This window comes from Sphingosinicella soli (genome assembly GCF_014199685.1).
Classification (GTDB): Bacteria; Pseudomonadota; Alphaproteobacteria; order Sphingomonadales; family Sphingomonadaceae; genus Sphingosinicella; species Sphingosinicella soli.
The window spans coordinates 1-14,606 of sequence record NZ_JACHNZ010000014.1 but is presented as its reverse complement, the minus strand read 5'-3'; the positions used below and the strand labels follow the sequence as shown (position 1 = coordinate 14,606).

The window sequence follows — 14,606 nt, the reverse complement described above, 5'->3', positions numbered from 1 at the left end:
GGATGCCGACAGCAAGCCTGACCTTGGGAGCCTCACATAAAATCTACTTTGCCGAGGCGGCCTTGCAGGCTTAGAGATTCCAGCGAAAGCATACACAGTCCCGGGATCGCCAATGGCCACCAAGTTCAAAGACCCCATGCCCGCAGAGGGCGCGGCGATCGCGCGCGACGCCGTCGTTGTCCGCTTTGCAGGCGACTCGGGCGACGGCATGCAGCTCACCGGCGGGCAGTTCACGCTGTCGAGCGCGCTTGCCGGCAACGATTTCGCCACCTTCCCGGACTTTCCGGCGGAGATCCGCGCGCCGCAGGGCACGACCTTCGGCGTGTCGGCGTTCCAGATCAATTTCGGCTCCACCGCGATCGAAACCGCGGGCGACGCGCCCGACATTCTCGTCGCGATGAACCCGGCGGCGCTCAAGACCAACCTGTCGGCACTGCGTCCCGGCGGGCTCATCATCGCCGACAGCGGCGAATTCACCGCCCGCAATCTCAAGAAGGCGGGCTACGAGGTCGATCCGCTCACCGACGGCAGCCTTTCCGATTACCGGCTGGTCGCGTTCGACATTTCCGCGCGCACGATGCAGTCGGTCGCCGATTTCGGCCTCGGCAACAAGGAAGCGCTGCGCTGCAAGAACATGTGGACGCTCGGCCTCGCGCTCTGGATGTTCGATCGCGATCGCCAGCCGCTCATCGATTGGCTGAACACCAAGTTCTCGAAAAATCCGGTGCTTGCCGACGCGAACGTCGCGGCGCTGAACGCGGGCCACGCCTACGGCGAAACCGCCGAAATGGGCACGTTCGCGCGCTACAGGGTGGATGCCGCCGCGGCCGAGGCGGGGCTTTACCGCACCGTCACGGGCGCCGAAGCGCTCAGTCTCGGCCTCGTCACCGGGGCGAACCTTGCGCATTTGCCGCTGTTCTTCGGCTCGTACCCGATCACGCCCGCCTCCTCGATCCTGCACACGCTCGCGCGTCTCAAGGAGTACGGCGTCACCACGTTCCAGGCGGAAGACGAGATCGCCGCGATCTGCGCCGCGATCGGCGCGTCTTATGCGGGCCAGCTCGGCGTCACCTCGTCGTCGGGCCCCGGTATCGCGCTCAAGGGCGAGGCGATGGGCCTCGCGATCATGACCGAGCTTCCGCTCATCATCGTCAATTCGCAGCGCGGCGGGCCTTCGACCGGCCTTCCCACCAAAACCGAGCAGTCCGATCTCTATCAGGCGGTCTACGGCCGCAACGGCGACGCGCCGCTCGCAGTGATCGCCGCGTCCTCGCCGTCCGATGCGTTCGATGCCGCGATCGAGGCATGCCGCATCGCGGTGCAGTACATGACCCCCGTGATGCTGCTGACGGACGGCTACATCGCCAACGCCGCCGAACCGTGGAAAGTGCCCGATATCAGCACGTACGAAGAGTTTCCTGTCACGTTCCATGAAGAGCTTCCGGCCGAAGGCACAGAGCTGAACCCCTATGCCCGCGACGAAAAGCTCGCCCGCGTCTGGATCAAGCCCGGCACGCCCGGCCTGATGCACCGCATCGGCGGCATCGAAAAGAGCTTCAATTCGGGCCACATCGATTACGCGCCCGAAAACCACCAGAAGATGACCGACACGCGCAAGGCGAAGATCGACGGCATCGCGAACGACATACCCGAGCAGGACGTCTGCCTCGGCGCACCGGGCGAAAAGCTCGCCGTCGTCGGCTGGGGCTCCACCTTCGGCCCGATCCATCAGGCCGTCCGCCGCGCCCGCGCGAACGGCGCGAGCGTCGCGCACATCCACATCCGCCACATCTGGCCGCTGCCCAGAAATCTCGGCGCACTTCTGAAGACTTACGACCGGATTCTCGTCCCCGAGATGAACACCGGCCAGCTCAAGACCCTGCTGCGCGATCAGTTCCTGGTCGACGCCAGGCCGCTCAACAAGGTCTCCGGCCAGCCGTTCAAGATCGCCGAGATCGAGGCCGCGATTGAGGGAGCCCTCGCATGAACGTCCAGACCCCGCTCAAGCCCGCCGACTTCGCCACCGATCAGGAGGTGCGCTGGTGCCCCGGCTGCGGCGACTACGCGATCCTGAAGGGCGTGCAGCGCACGATGGCGGAAATCGGCGCGCGGCCTGAAAACACCGTGTTCGTCAGCGGCATCGGCTGCTCGTCGCGCTTTCCGTACTACATGGCGACCTACGGCTTCCACACCATCCACGGCCGCGCGCCTGCGGTGGCGACCGGCGTGAAGCTGGCGAACCCGGAGCTGGACGTGTGGCTCGTCACGGGCGACGGCGACGGCCTGTCGATCGGCGGCAACCACCTGCTGCACCTGCTGCGCCGCAATCTCGATTGCCAGGTGCTGCTGTTCAACAACGAGATCTACGGCCTCACCAAGGGGCAATATTCGCCCACCAGCCGCATCGGCACGCGCACGCCCACGTCGCCCTTCGGCTCGGTGGATCGCCCCGCGAGCCCCTGCGCCTTCGCCATCGGCGCGGGCGCGCGCTTCATCGCGCGCTGCATCGATACCTCGCAGAAGGAAATGCCCGGCATCCTGAAGCGCGCCCACGCGCACAAGGGCACCAGCTTCGTGGAGTTGTACCAGAACTGCATCGTCTACAACGATGCGGTGTTCGAGGCGTTCACCGCAAAGGCGAACGCCTCGGAAAGCCAGATCTGGCTGGAGCACGGCAAGCCGATGCTGTTCGCGGGCGGCACCAGGGGCCTCACGCTCAACCGCCAGGATCTGCGCCTCGAAGTCGTCGAGGTCGCGGACGGAAACTGGGAAGCGGCGGGCGTCATCGTCCACGATGAAACCAACAAGGGCGTCGCGCAGATGCTGATCGACATGCCGTTCCCCGGCTTCCCGATCGCGCTCGGTGTCATCTTCTGCTCGCCCGCCCCCAGCTACGAAAGCGCGCTCGTCGAACAGACGAAGACGCTGACGCAAGGCAAGATCGCCGACCTCTCCGCGCTGATCCGCAAGGGCCAGACCTGGGAAGTCACCGAACGGCGTGACTGACCGGACGAGACGGGGGGGGGCAGTCCCCATGGCCGAACTCATAAACCTCCGCCAAAGGCGCAAGGCGAAGATGCGCGCCGAGGCGGAGGTGAAGGCCACCCAAAACCGCCACCTCCACGGAAGAACCCTCGCCGAGAAGCGCGCGGCGAAGGATGAGACTGCGCGTCTGGAAAAGCACGTCGAGGCGCACAAGCGCGAGGAATAACCCGGCCTCCACACACACGCGTCATACCGGCGAAGGCCGGTACCCATGCAACGGCCGAATGGGCCCCGGCCTTCGCCGGGGTGACGGCGATGGGATAGAATGCAAACCTGACACGTCTCGACGGCTGTTACACACGAGCGATCGCTTCGACGTCAGACCGACCAAGCAGGCTCTGCCGAGGCGCCATGACCCCTTCCAAGGTTTAACCAACCGCCCCCACACACACGCGTCATACCGGCGAAGGCCGGTACCCATGCAACGGCCGAATGGGCCCCGGCCTTCGCCGGGGTGACGGCGATGGGATAGAATGCAAACCTGATACATCTCGACGGCTGTTACACACGGGCGATCGCTTCGACGTCAGACCGCCTCCAGGCAGGCTCTGCCGAAGCGCCGTGACCCTTCCAAGATTTAACCGACCGCCTCCACACACACGCGGCATACCGGCGAAGGCCGGTACCCATGCAACGGTCGAATGGGCCCCGGCCTTCGCCGGGGTGACGGAGATGGGATAGAATGCAAACCTGATACGTCTCGACGGCTGTTACACACGGGCGATCGCTTCGACGTCAGACCGACTCCAAGCGGGCTCTGCCGAGGCGCCCAGACCCTTCCAAGGCTTAACCGACCGCCTCCACACACCCCCACGCTTCCATAATAGGAAAACCTGTGCCTCCCTCCGGCACATGACCCAAGCCCCCGCAGCCCTCCCGCCCCGCGCCGCCCCCCAACGCCACGACGGCTGGACCCCCGACCGCCAGCGCCTCTTCCTCGAAAAGCTCGCCGAATGCGGCACCGTGCAGGATGCCTGCCGCGCCGTCGGGATGAGCCCGGCGAGCGCCTATGCGCTGCGTCAGCGCAAGTCCGGCGCGCTGTTCGCGCTCGGCTGGGCCGCTGCGCTCCGCCATGCGCGCGAGCGGCTGGCGGACGAGCTGCTTTCGCGCGCCATGCACGGCTGCACCGAAACGGTCGAGCGCGGCGACGAGGTCATCACGCGCCACCGCTTCGACAATCGCCTGTCGATGGCCATGCTCACCCGGCTCGATCGCGAGGCGGAGAAGCTCGACGATGCCGCGCGCACCGTCACCACCGTCGCGGACGATTTCGAGGCGCTGCTCGACTGCGTGGAAACGGGCGATACAGAGGCCGAAGCCGCGTTCGCCGCCGCGCACCGGCGCGCCCCGCTCGGGCAGCAGAAACCTGCGCTTGCGGACCCCGGCCTCATGCACACGCTCACCGAAGCGCAGCGCCGGAGGGCCTATGCCGCGATGCGCCCCGAAGACATCGACACGTCCGATCTCGATCCGGCGAACAGCGAAGACTGGACCGCCGATCAGTGGGAACGCGCCTATCATAGCGGTCTCATCGACGAGGTGGACGACGGCGACGACGCTGCCTACGATCCGTTTGCCGCCGACGATGACGACGATGAAGACGATGCCCCCGATAACGATCAGCACCCCGACCCGGACGCCCGCGCCGCTGCGCGAACCGGCGGCGGCGAGCGTCCGCCTGAAATCCCGTGGCATCTCTCAACTTCGTCAACTTCGCCCGGTCGGTGATCGCCGCGAAAAACCTGCGGGGGACTCCGGCGGTCGCCCGCGTATCCTTTCACGATGTTGCAGGTGAATAGGGGCGCCGAGCGATCGGACGAGCCGGGGGTGCTCATGGTTGCCGTGCAGAGCGGCGACGAGGATGCCTTTCGCCGTCTCGCCCGCCGCCTTTACGGCCCTGCCATCGGCATCGCGACCAAGGTTCTGGGCGACCGGACCGAGGCGGAAGACGCGGTGCAGGCGGCGCTGGTGAAGCTGTGGCGGCAGGCCGCGTCGTTCGATGCGGGCAAGGCGAAGGTGGAAACCTGGTTCCGCCGCATCGTCGTCAACGCCTGCATCGATCGGAAGCGGGCCTTGAAGCCGGTGCAGCCGCTGGAGCTGGTGGCGGAGCGGGCGAGCGACGACCCCGATCCGGAGGTGCTGGCCGGGCAAAACGCCCGTTCGCGGCAGATTTCCGCCGCGATGGCGCATCTTCCGGCGCGGCAGCGCACGGCGATCGCGCTCTTTTACGGCGAGGGCGCGACGATGAACGAGATCGCCGAGGCGCTGGAGACGACGACGAAGGCGGTGGAGGGACTGTTGGCGCGTGCGCGCGTCGAACTTGCGGAGCGGCTGCGGCCGCTCGCCGAAGAGGTGAAGTGATGGAACGGGCAAGAGTGATCGAAATCATCGCGGCATACGGCGGCTATCCCGCCGCGTGGCCGCCCGAAGAGCGCGCGGCGGCGGAGCGGCTCGTTCTGTCGGATGCGCCGCTCGCCGCCGCGATGAACGAAGCGCGCGGCGTCGATCGTCTGCTGCGCGACTGGGCCTGCGAACTGGTTCCCGCCACCGATGCCGAGGCCGATGCGGCGGCGGACCGGGCGCTTGCGGAGGCTTATCTGTCGGGCGCGCCGCGCCGCATGTGGATGCGCGCCGCGTTCGGCGGGGCGATCGCCGCGTCGCTGGCGATCGGCGCCGTGCTGCTGTCGCGGCCCGATGCCGTGCCGGGCCCGGCTGCGCCTGATGCGCCGCCGCCCGTTCAGGTCGCGCTCGGCGATCCGCTCGGCGAGGATGCGCAGGCGGCGCACGACATGCTGGTGTGGGGGAACGTGTTCACGCCCACCCCCGAAGAGGAGATGGTGTTATGAAAGCAGCGTTCGCAGGCGCGATGCTGGCTGTCGCCGTGCTGGGCGCGACGGCGGCGGTTGCGGGCGATGATCCGCGCGCGCAGAAGCAGGGCCACCGGCTCGAATGGAAAGCGCCCTTCGCCGAGATGTCGCCGCAGGGCGCGGCGATCATTGCGCAGGCGCTGCAGGCGCAGCGCATCCCTTCGAACGCGGAAGAGGTGCGCAAGGCGCGGCAGAAGGTGCTCGATCTGATCTCGGCCGAAAGGCTCGATATCGATGCGATCCGCAAGGCGCAGGCCGAGGAGCGCGCGCTCGCGATCAAGGAGCATGCGCGCGCCCAGGAAAAGATGCTCAAGGCCTATCAGCGCCTCTCGCTTCAGGATCGCCGCGCGTTTGCAAACGGGATGCGGGCGCAGGAGGAGCGCATGATCCAGCACCTCGCCCGCGCGCGTGAACGCATGAAGGACGCGCAGCAGCGCAGCCGCATCGATGCCGAGCGCATGAAGCGGGAGATGGAAAAGATGCGCAAGGATATGCTGCGCGTCACCAAGGAAACCGGCAGCCTCTGGATCGTGATCCCGCCGATACCGCCCGTCGCCGCGCCGCCCGAACCCGTCGAACCGGGCCGGAACGGCTGATCGTTCAGCGCCGCCAGCCGGTCTGGCGCTCGACCTCGGCCCAAAGCGCTTCGGCGAGCCGGGCCGTCACCGGGCCGGGAACGCCGCTCCCGACCGGGTTGCCGTCGATGCTGATGACCGGCAGGCAGGGCACGCTGGTCGAGGTGATGAAGGCCTCGGCGGCATCCAGCGCGTCGGCGACCGTGAAGGGGGCTTCCTCCACCCGGATCTGGTGCTCCCGGGCGAGCGCGAGCAGCGTGCCGCGCATCACGCCGTGAAGAATGCTTTCGGAGGCCGGGTGCGTAACGATGGTGCCGTCCTTGCGAACGATCCAGGCGTTGGTGGACGCGCCTTCGCTCACCGTGCCGTCCGGGTTCACGAACCAGGCCTCGAAGGCCCGGGCATTGCGCGCCGATTGTTTGGCAAGCACGTTGGGAAGCAGGGCGATCGATTTGATATCGCGGCGCTGCCAGCGGTTTTCGGGCTGGGTGACGATGGAAATGCCGGTTTTCTGCTGTGCGGTCCGCACCCGGAAATCGAAAGGCCGCGCGGTCATCACCAGCGTCGGCACGGCGTGGGCGGGGAAGGGGTGGTCGCGCCGCGCCGCGCCCCGCGTCGCCTGCACATACAGCAGCCCGTCGCGGATCCTGTTGGCGGCGAGCACGCGGCGGGCAACGATGGAAAGCGCGGCCTCGCTCATCGGCGCGGTGATGGAAAGTTCACGCAGGCTGCGCCCGAACCGGGCGGCGTGCTGCGGCCAGTCGAGCATGGCGCCGTTCAGTACGGCGACCACTTCATAGACGCCGTCGGCAAACTGGAAGCCGCGGTCCTCGATGTGAACCGTGGCATCGGCGATCGGCACGAGGCGACCGTTGACGTAAGCGATGCGAGACATTCTATCGTTGCGACTCCGGGCCGTTTTCGGGAGCGATTTTGAGCCTGTGAGTAGTGCTCGGGGTAGGGAAGAACAAGCTGTGATGAAGGCAAAAGCATGAGCGGCGCGATCGTCTGGCTGCGCGAGGATCTGCGGCTCGCCGACCAGCCCGCGTTCGCAGCGGCGGCGCGCGAGGGGTGGGTGATCCCCGTTTACGTGCTCGATGATGAAACGCCCCGCCACCGCCGCATCGGCGGCGCGCAGCGCTGGTGGCTGCACCGCAGCCTGGCAAGCCTCGACGCCGATCTCCGCAAGCGCGGCTCCCGCCTCGTTCTGCGGCGCGGCGTGGCGGCGCATGTCCTCGCCGATCTCGCCGCCGAAACCGGCGCGCGGCGGGTCCATGCGCTTCGCCATTATGCGCCGTGGTGGCGCAATGCCGAGCGCGCGCTCGCCGACAAGGTCGATCTCGTCCTCCACGACGGCGTCTGCCTGCTCCCGCCCGGCGAGGTGCGGACGGGGGCGGGCGATCTCTACAAGATCTTCACGCCGTTCTGGCGCGCCCTGCGCGACCGGATGCCCCCCGCCGCATCGATTCCGGCGCCCGAACGCCTTGGAACACCGCAAGAGTGGCCCGCGTCCGACAGGCTGGAGGACTGGGCGCTGCTGCCGACCCGTCCCGATTGGGCAGGCGGCTTCGATGTCTGGACACCCGGCGAAACCGGCGCTGCGGAGAGGCTGGAGGCGTTCCTGCCGAACGTCGCCGCTTATGATGCCACGCGGAATCTGCCGTCGGAGGAAGGCGTTTCGTATCTGTCGCCGCACCTCCACTTCGGCGAGATTTCGGTCGCCGAGGTCTGGCGCCGCGCGTCGGGGCCGGGGGCCGAACCGTTCCTGCGCGAGCTTGCGTGGCGTGATTACGCGCAAAACGTCATCCTCGCCCGCCCGGATTACGGCAAGGCGAACGGCCTGCCCGCGTTCGATCCGTTCCCCTGGCGAGACGTGGCGGATCCCGAAGTCGCGGCGGATTTCCGCGCCTGGTGCCGCGGCGAAACGGGCTACCCCATCGTCGACGCCGGGATGCGCGAGCTTTGGGCGACCGGCTGGATGCACAACCGCGTGCGGATGATCGCGGCGAGTTTCCTCGTCAAGCACCTGCTCATCGACTGGCGCGAGGGCGAGCGCTGGTTCTGGGATACGCTCGTCGATGCCGATTACGGCAGCAACAGCGTCAACTGGCAGTGGAGCGCGGGCACGGGCATCGACGCCAACATGTTCGTGCGCATCATGGCCCCGCTCAGCCAGTCCGAAAAGTTCGGCGCGGCGGACTATATCCGCCGCTGGGTGCCGGAACTCTCCGGGCTCGACGATGCCGTGATCCACGACCCCGGCGAGCACGGCGCGCGGCCCGCCGCCTATCCCGAAAAGCGCATCGGACACCGCGCGGCGCGGGAGCGGGCGCTCGCTGCGCTCTCCATGATTCGCTAGGCTTTGAATTCGCATGGAAATGCCGCATACTCACCGGCGGGGAGAGACGGATGGCGACACATCCGGGAACGCGCGGCGCGCGCGTCGTCGAAGCGGACCGCCGGTTCTGGATCGGCGGTGTTCCTGCACGATTGTTCGCCGGAAGCCGCCAACGTCTCATCGAACGCGTCGACGCCGGGCTGGCTCGCGGCACGCTGACGCTGATCGAACCGGATGGCCGTGTCCAGCGGCTGGGTGGCCGCGCACCGGGTCCGCAGGCGGAGCTTCGCCTCGGCAACTGGCGTCCGTTGCTGCGTCTCGCCGCAGGCGGATCGGCGGGCTGGGCGAGGGCGTATTTCGACGGCGACTGGACCAGCCCGGACGTCCCGGCGTTCTTCGAAGTGATGATGCTGAACCGCCGCGAACTCGGCAGCACGGGGCGGGGCGCGCGTCCGGGCCGCCTCGTCAACCGGCTGATGCGGGCGCTGCAGGCCAACACATTGACCGGCGCGCGGCGCAACATCCAGTTCCACTACGATCTCGGCAACGATTTCTACGCCGCCTGGCTCGACGAGACGATGGCCTATTCATCGGCGATCTTCGGATCACCGGAGGAAACTCTCGCCGAGGCGCAGCGCCGCAAGGTGCGCGTGCTGCTCGACCGGCTGCAGATGAAACCGGGCGAGCGCCTGCTGGAAATCGGCTGCGGCTGGGGCGGCCTCGCCGAGATTGCGGCGAAGGAATACGGCGTTCACGTCACCGGCATCACGCTCAGCCGCGAACAGCTCGAATATGGCCGGCGCCGCATGGCCGCTGCCGGACTTTCGGATCAGGTGGACCTGCGCATCGCGGACTACCGCGAGGATATCGGCCGTTTCGATCACATGGCGTCGGTGGAAATGTTCGAGGCGGTGGGCGCACGCTACTGGAAGACCTTCATGCGCTCTGCCTTCCGCGCCCTGAAACCGGGAGGGCGCGCGGCGATGCAGGTCATCACCATCGACGAGGCGGTGTTCCCGGCCTACCGCTCCGGCGCGGACTTCATCCAGACCTACATCTTCCCCGGCGGTATCCTGCCGAGCGAACCGCGCCTGCGGTCATCTGCGGAAAACGCGGGTTTTCGGTGGGAAGGGGCGGAGGGATACGGCCGGCACTATGCCGAAACGCTCCGTCAGTGGCGCGAACGCTACGACGCCGCGCGGCATCAAAACCGCCTCCCGCCCGGGTTCGATGCCGCCTTCGATACGATCTGGCGTTATTACCTGATGTACTGCGAAGGCGGCTTCCGGTCGGCCGGTATCGACGTTGTGCAGGCGCTGCTCAGGCGGCCCTGAAAGCGCTTCCAAAATAGGGAAAGTCGTGAGACGGAAACACCTGCTCTTTGAAACGACCTACGCGGCGGCGAAGCCGGCGAGCCGCTGACGGATGATCGCGTCGGCTTCCGCCATGATCCGGTCGATAAGCTCTTTGCATGTGGGAATATCGTGGATCAGCCCGGCGACCATGCCGCAGCTCCACGCGCCCGCGTCCATGTCGCCGTCCTTCATGATGCGCGGATAGACGCCAGCCACCTCTTCGATGATGTCTTCGAATTTCAGGTTGTCGCCCAGCTGCTTCTCCTTTGCGAGCAGACGTTCGACGGCGGCGTTGTTGAGCACGCGCTCGGTGTTGCGCAGGGGGCGCATGACAAGGCGGGTGTCGAGTTCGCCCGCCGCGACGAGCGCCTGCTTCACCTTCTCGTGTACGGGCGCTTCTTTCGTGGCGATGAAGCGGGTGCCCATGTTCATGCCTTCGGCGCCGAGCGCGAGCGCGGCGACGAGGCTGCGTCCGTCGGCCATCCCGCCCGAGGCGACGAAGGGAATATCAAGCTCTTCGGCGGCGCGCGGCAGCAGGATGAAGTTCGGCACGTCATCCTCGCCCGGATGGCCGCCGCACTCGAAGCCGTCCACTGAAACAGCGTCGCAGCCGATCGACTGGGCTTTTAGTGAATGGCGCACCGAGGTGCACTTGTGGATCACCTTGATGCCCGCATCCTTCAGGTAGGGCAGCACCTGTTGCGGATTGTTTCCTGCGGTTTCCACGGCCTTTACGCCGCCTTCGATGATCGCGCGCACATAGCCGGGATAGTCGGGCGTGTTGACGATGGGCAGGAAGGTCAGGTTCACGCCGAAAGGCTTGTCGGTCATGTCACGGCAGCGCGCGATCTCGTTCGCAAGGTCGGCGGGGGTGCGCTGCGTAAGACCTGTGATGATGCCGAGGCCACCTGCATTCGAAACGGCAGCCGCCATTTCCGCGAAGCCCACGAAATGCATACCGCCCTGAATGATCGGGTGCTGAATGCCGAAAAGCTCGGTGATCCGCGTTTTCATCATATCCTCCTTCTGTTCATCAGCAGAATATGACTTTTAGATATATGTAGACAAGCCGTATTTTGGACAGGTGCAACCAGCCCGGCCTCGTTCGCCTACAGTCGCATGAAGGACGGCAGAGGCTCGAACATCAGGGAAATCAGCCCGTAGAGGCTGATCGCGATCAGGATGGCGCCGACGCCCATGAGCAGTTGTCGCGGCGCGATCCGGCCGGTGAGCCAGGCGCCGAGCGGTGCGCCGACGATTGCGCCGACAAGGAGTCCGGTTGTTGCAATCGTGAAAGCGGCGAGGCCAAGTGTCCCTATGAACGCCGAGAGGACGGTGACGGCGACAAAGAATTCCGCGGCGTTCACCGTTCCGATGGCCATGCGGGGCGTCATCCCCTGTGCCAGCAGATTGCCCGTTACGACCGGCCCCCAACCGCCGCCCGCCGAGGCGTCGAGGAAGCCGCCCACGGCGCCGAGTGGGCCGACGAATCGCATGCGGCGAAAAGTCTGCGGTCGCCGCGGCGCCCGCCAGATCAGGTACACGCCGATTGCCGCCATGTAGACGAGCATGGCGGGGCGGGTGATTTGAGTGTCGATAACAGAGAGAAACCAGACGCCGGCAAGGCCCCCGAGAATGCCGGGTATGACGAGACGCCCGAACAGAGGCCAGTCGATGTTCCGCTGGAGGGCATGGCTGAGCCCGGAAATACCGCTCGCGAAACTTTCTACCGTGCGCGAGGTTGCCGATGCTGCCGACGGCGGGAATCCGAGAAACGTCAACAGTGCATTGGAAACCAGCCCGAACGCCATGCCGAACGCGCTGTCCACGAGCTGCGCGGCGAAGCCGATAAGCAGGAACGGCGCGAGCTCCGACCAGGGAATTGCAAAGCTCATTGCTCGCTCCGGTGTTTCAGACGGCCGGATGTCGAGCGGCGGCTACGACCGGCAGGCGTTGTGACCAGGAAAAGGACCGGGAAGGCGAGGGCAAGCACCGACAGCCCTCCGCTCAGCATCGCGTGGGCGCCGGCAAGCCACGGAAGCATGGCTGCCCAGATCGAAACGCCAAGAACGACGACAAGCGTCCGCTCCTGCTCCCAGGCGTCGAGCGCTGCCAGATTGGTGCGGACCCGGCCTTCGAACAATGTGCGCAGCCCTCGGTGCGTGCGCCCTTTCGCGTCGATGAGTGCCGAGGGCATAATGGCCTGCGTGAGCGTGGAAATCCCGGCACCGACGAGCCTGATACCGACAGCGCTTGCAAAGCGCCGATATCCCTTGCTGCGGTCACTGATGGCACGCAGGCCGCTGCGCCCGCCGAATGCGAGTTCCGCAAGCGCGGTGCTTTCCGCGACCGGCGGAGCGGGTGAAGGTGCGTTCTGCGTGGAGATGATCCAGTCCAGCATGGCAGTGGGTACGTCCAGACCTGACGCGCGTTCCAGCCCCTCAAAACCGGGGGCCGAGTTCGCCTCGCAGATGCGGTAGCCGTCCTCGTCGAACAGGATGTCGATACCGGCGATGTCGAGTTCGAGAATATCGGCGGCCTGCACGGCGAGGTCTGCCATCTCCGGCGGCGGATTGTATGCCGCGCCGACGCCGCCCAGAGAGACGTTGGACTTGAAATTGCCTGTAAGAGACCGCCTCTCCATCGCAGCGACAACGCGGCCGCCCACGACCAGAACACGAACATCGCGTCCGTGGCTGGCGCGGACATAGTGTTGCAGGATGAAATCGGCTTTCGCGTCGGCACTTTCGAGAAGTCCGGCCAGATCCTCGAACTGGCTGCGATTCTCGCATTTCAGCACGCCCGCCCCGCGTGTTCCCTTCAACGTTTTGACGATGACCGGAAATCCGAGTTCACGTTCAACAAGGCCGATATCCATTGGAAATCTGCCGAGGATGGTCCGCGGGATTGGAAGGCCCGCGCGGATCAGAATCTGGAGCGAATGGAGCTTGTCCGCAACGCGTTCGATCGCGGCAGGGTCGTTGATGAGGCGAACGCCGCGCCGCTCGAAGTGCCGGAGCAGTGCAAGCGTAAAATAGTCCGTCTCGGCGCCCGTCCGGCAAATGATGAAATCGGGTCGGTCTATGGGGCCGTCCCGATATTTCACCGCCCAGTCATCATCAGCGCCGACAACGAGCTCGAACGCGTGTGGCTGAAGAACCTCGAGTTCCAGACCCATCGCAGAGGCAGCTTCCTGAAAACGGAAGATTTCCGGAACTTCCGGCAGCGCAGGATCGAGTTCGCGGTGGAAGAGGATCCAGCCTCGCATGTCCTTCGTCTCCGCTGATGATGGAAAGAACTGACGCGTCGGCAAATGTTACCCGTCCACACCATGGGGAATGTCGCAACGGAGCGTTTGGTTCCCTCAGCCTGGTATGCGCCTGTCCGGAGCGCATCCGGACAGGCGCATTTTCTCTTTAGAACGCCACTTTGACGGTTCCGCCCCAGGTGCGGGGATCACCGGGAAGACCGGCGATCAGGCCGGTGCTGCCGGGTCCGACGAACAGTTGCTCGAAATATTTCGCATCGAAGGCGTTGCGTACCCAGGCCGAGATATCGAAGCCGTCGTCAGCGCGGAAACCAACCCGGAAGTTGGAGATGCTGTAGCCCTTGACCCAAGTGTAGGCTGAGGGCGAGGCGTTGGACGAGAAGTTGGAACGGTAGCTGCCGTCGTAACCCAGATAAGCCTCACCGTCCTGGCCAAGCAGGCTGACCGGCGCATTGGCTTCGGCGCCGAACGAGAACGACCACTTCGATACGCCGGGCAGGCGCTGCCCGGAAATATCGCAATTGGCCGGGCTGAATCCGCCGGGCGTGCCGGGAGCACTGGGCGGATTGGATCCAGCTGCGGTTCCGCCTGCCAGTTCCGGCGGGCACGGTGCATCGACGAACTTCCGATATGTGGCGTCGGTGTAGGCCCCGTTGACGTAAGCATTGAAGCGTTCGCTGGGCCGGATCGAGAAATCCGCTTCGAAGCCTTGCGAGCGTACCTTGTCGGCATTGGCCAGATAGCCGCGCAGCACGCCGAACTGCCCGTTGTTCACCGTCGCCTGATAGTCTCTGATTTCGGTGCGGAAGGCAGAGAGGTTCAGCGTTGCCTGGCGGTCCCAGAACTGCGCCTTGATACCGATTTCGAAGTGGTCGACCTTCTCCGGCTTGATCTGACCGGCCGCCTGGATCGGGTTGCCGTCGGCATCCGTGGGCAATCCGTTCTGGTTGATGCCGACGGTCTTGAAGCTCTTTGCATAGGTGGCATAGGTCAGCACGTCGTCTGCAGTCTGTAGCTCAGCGTCAGATCGTAGCTGAAGTTCCAGTCACTCGTCTCGGGTGCACTAGGCGCTGTCTGCATTCATTTTATCCAGATCATCGCGCAAGCGAGATGGACGAATCCCATGAATGCGGTGAGGGTTTTCTCGCAGCGGAGGGC

General features: G+C 65.8%; 13 protein-coding genes and 1 pseudogene. 9 read left to right on the top strand and 5 right to left on the bottom strand.

All coding sequences use genetic code 11. The features are described 5' to 3' along the window. The first annotated feature begins 112 nt into the window (after positions 1–112). From GGQ98_RS07380 to GGQ98_RS07350, 7 genes are all read left to right on the top strand, one after another. On the top strand, positions 113–1,987 hold the full coding sequence (locus GGQ98_RS07380; protein ID WP_184067343.1) for a 2-oxoacid:acceptor oxidoreductase subunit alpha: 1,875 nt from the start codon (positions 113–115) through the stop codon (positions 1,985–1,987). Next, positions 1,984–3,006, top strand: coding sequence for a 2-oxoacid:ferredoxin oxidoreductase subunit beta (locus GGQ98_RS07375; RefSeq protein WP_184067340.1), 1,023 nt, complete (start codon positions 1,984–1,986; stop codon positions 3,004–3,006). The genes GGQ98_RS07380 and GGQ98_RS07375 overlap by 4 nt, the downstream gene beginning before the upstream one ends. Positions 3,007–3,034: 28 nt before the next feature. Continuing rightward, on the top strand, positions 3,035–3,211 hold the full coding sequence (locus GGQ98_RS07370) for a DUF4169 family protein (protein WP_184067337.1): 177 nt from the start codon (positions 3,035–3,037) through the stop codon (positions 3,209–3,211). 686 nt (positions 3,212–3,897) lie between these two features. After that, positions 3,898–4,773, top strand: coding sequence for a hypothetical protein (locus tag GGQ98_RS07365; RefSeq protein WP_184067334.1), 876 nt, complete (start codon positions 3,898–3,900; stop codon positions 4,771–4,773). Between the two features lie 63 nt (positions 4,774–4,836). Beyond that, positions 4,837–5,406 carry a sigma-70 family RNA polymerase sigma factor gene (locus GGQ98_RS07360; RefSeq protein ID WP_184067331.1) on the top strand — a complete coding sequence of 190 codons (570 nt, stop codon included), beginning with the start codon at positions 4,837–4,839 and terminating at the stop codon, positions 5,404–5,406. Next, positions 5,406–5,891 carry a hypothetical protein gene (locus GGQ98_RS07355; protein ID WP_184067328.1) on the top strand — a complete coding sequence of 162 codons (486 nt, stop codon included), beginning with the start codon at positions 5,406–5,408 and terminating at the stop codon, positions 5,889–5,891. The genes GGQ98_RS07360 and GGQ98_RS07355 overlap by 1 nt, the downstream gene beginning before the upstream one ends. Next, positions 5,888–6,508, top strand: a complete 621-nt coding sequence (locus tag GGQ98_RS07350) for a hypothetical protein (protein WP_184067325.1) — start codon at positions 5,888–5,890, stop codon at positions 6,506–6,508. Before GGQ98_RS07355 ends, GGQ98_RS07350 begins: the two co-directional genes overlap by 4 nt. 4 nt (positions 6,509–6,512) lie before the next feature. Here GGQ98_RS07350 and GGQ98_RS07345 read toward each other — a convergent pair whose 3' ends face one another. After that, positions 6,513–7,382, bottom strand: a complete 870-nt coding sequence (locus GGQ98_RS07345; RefSeq protein ID WP_184067322.1) for a D-amino-acid transaminase — start codon at positions 7,380–7,382, stop codon at positions 6,513–6,515. 96 nt (positions 7,383–7,478) lie between these two features. Here GGQ98_RS07345 and GGQ98_RS07340 point away from each other — a divergent pair, with 96 nt between their 5' ends. Both GGQ98_RS07340 and GGQ98_RS07335 read left to right on the top strand, forming a co-directional pair. After that, positions 7,479–8,846 (top strand): cryptochrome/photolyase family protein, encoded by a 1,368-nt coding sequence (locus GGQ98_RS07340; protein ID WP_184067319.1) that lies wholly within the window; start codon positions 7,479–7,481, stop codon positions 8,844–8,846. A gap of 50 nt (positions 8,847–8,896) precedes the next feature. After that, positions 8,897–10,159, top strand: a complete 1,263-nt coding sequence (locus GGQ98_RS07335; protein WP_184067316.1) for an SAM-dependent methyltransferase — start codon at positions 8,897–8,899, stop codon at positions 10,157–10,159. A 57-nt stretch (positions 10,160–10,216) separates the two neighbouring features. On the opposite strand, the gene GGQ98_RS07330 is transcribed toward GGQ98_RS07335, so the two are convergent. The 4 genes and pseudogenes from GGQ98_RS07330 to GGQ98_RS07315 form a co-directional block, all read right to left on the bottom strand. Then, a complete protein-coding gene (locus GGQ98_RS07330; RefSeq protein ID WP_184067314.1) occupies positions 10,217–11,194 on the bottom strand; it encodes an NAD(P)H-dependent flavin oxidoreductase in 978 nt (325 codons plus the stop codon). A gap of 95 nt (positions 11,195–11,289) precedes the next feature. Then, the gene (locus tag GGQ98_RS07325) at positions 11,290–12,075 is read right to left on the bottom strand and encodes a sulfite exporter TauE/SafE family protein (RefSeq protein WP_184067311.1); all 786 of its coding nucleotides are present in this window, start codon (positions 12,073–12,075) and stop codon (positions 11,290–11,292) included. Then, a complete protein-coding gene (locus GGQ98_RS07320) occupies positions 12,072–13,448 on the bottom strand; it encodes an ATP-grasp domain-containing protein (protein WP_184067308.1) in 1,377 nt (458 codons plus the stop codon). The genes GGQ98_RS07325 and GGQ98_RS07320 overlap by 4 nt, the downstream gene beginning before the upstream one ends. Positions 13,449–13,596: 148 nt before the next feature. Continuing rightward, positions 13,597–14,513, bottom strand: a pseudogene (locus GGQ98_RS07315) (TonB-dependent receptor); the annotation flags it as partial. Positions 14,514–14,606: the final 93 nt, after the last annotated feature.

Excerpts from the sequence above, each read along its gene's own strand:
- GGQ98_RS07365 (WP_184067334.1), top strand. The coding sequence starts at position 3,898 with ATGACCCAAGCCCCCGCAGCCCTCCCGCCCCGCGCCGCCCCCCAACGC.
- GGQ98_RS07350 (WP_184067325.1), top strand. The coding sequence starts at position 5,888 with ATGAAAGCAGCGTTCGCAGGCGCGATGCTGGCTGTCGCCGTGCTGGGC.
- GGQ98_RS07330 (WP_184067314.1), bottom strand. The coding sequence starts at position 11,194 with ATGAAAACGCGGATCACCGAGCTTTTCGGCATTCAGCACCCGATCATT.
- GGQ98_RS07325 (WP_184067311.1), bottom strand. The coding sequence starts at position 12,075 with ATGAGCTTTGCAATTCCCTGGTCGGAGCTCGCGCCGTTCCTGCTTATC.
- GGQ98_RS07345 (WP_184067322.1), bottom strand. The coding sequence starts at position 7,382 with ATGTCTCGCATCGCTTACGTCAACGGTCGCCTCGTGCCGATCGCCGAT.
- GGQ98_RS07370 (WP_184067337.1), top strand. The coding sequence starts at position 3,035 with ATGGCCGAACTCATAAACCTCCGCCAAAGGCGCAAGGCGAAGATGCGC.
- GGQ98_RS07375 (WP_184067340.1), top strand. The coding sequence starts at position 1,984 with ATGAACGTCCAGACCCCGCTCAAGCCCGCCGACTTCGCCACCGATCAG.
- GGQ98_RS07380 (WP_184067343.1), top strand. The coding sequence starts at position 113 with ATGGCCACCAAGTTCAAAGACCCCATGCCCGCAGAGGGCGCGGCGATC.
- GGQ98_RS07355 (WP_184067328.1), top strand. The coding sequence starts at position 5,406 with ATGGAACGGGCAAGAGTGATCGAAATCATCGCGGCATACGGCGGCTAT.
- GGQ98_RS07335 (WP_184067316.1), top strand. The coding sequence starts at position 8,897 with ATGGCGACACATCCGGGAACGCGCGGCGCGCGCGTCGTCGAAGCGGAC.
- GGQ98_RS07320 (WP_184067308.1), bottom strand. The coding sequence starts at position 13,448 with ATGCGAGGCTGGATCCTCTTCCACCGCGAACTCGATCCTGCGCTGCCG.
- GGQ98_RS07340 (WP_184067319.1), top strand. The coding sequence starts at position 7,479 with ATGAGCGGCGCGATCGTCTGGCTGCGCGAGGATCTGCGGCTCGCCGAC.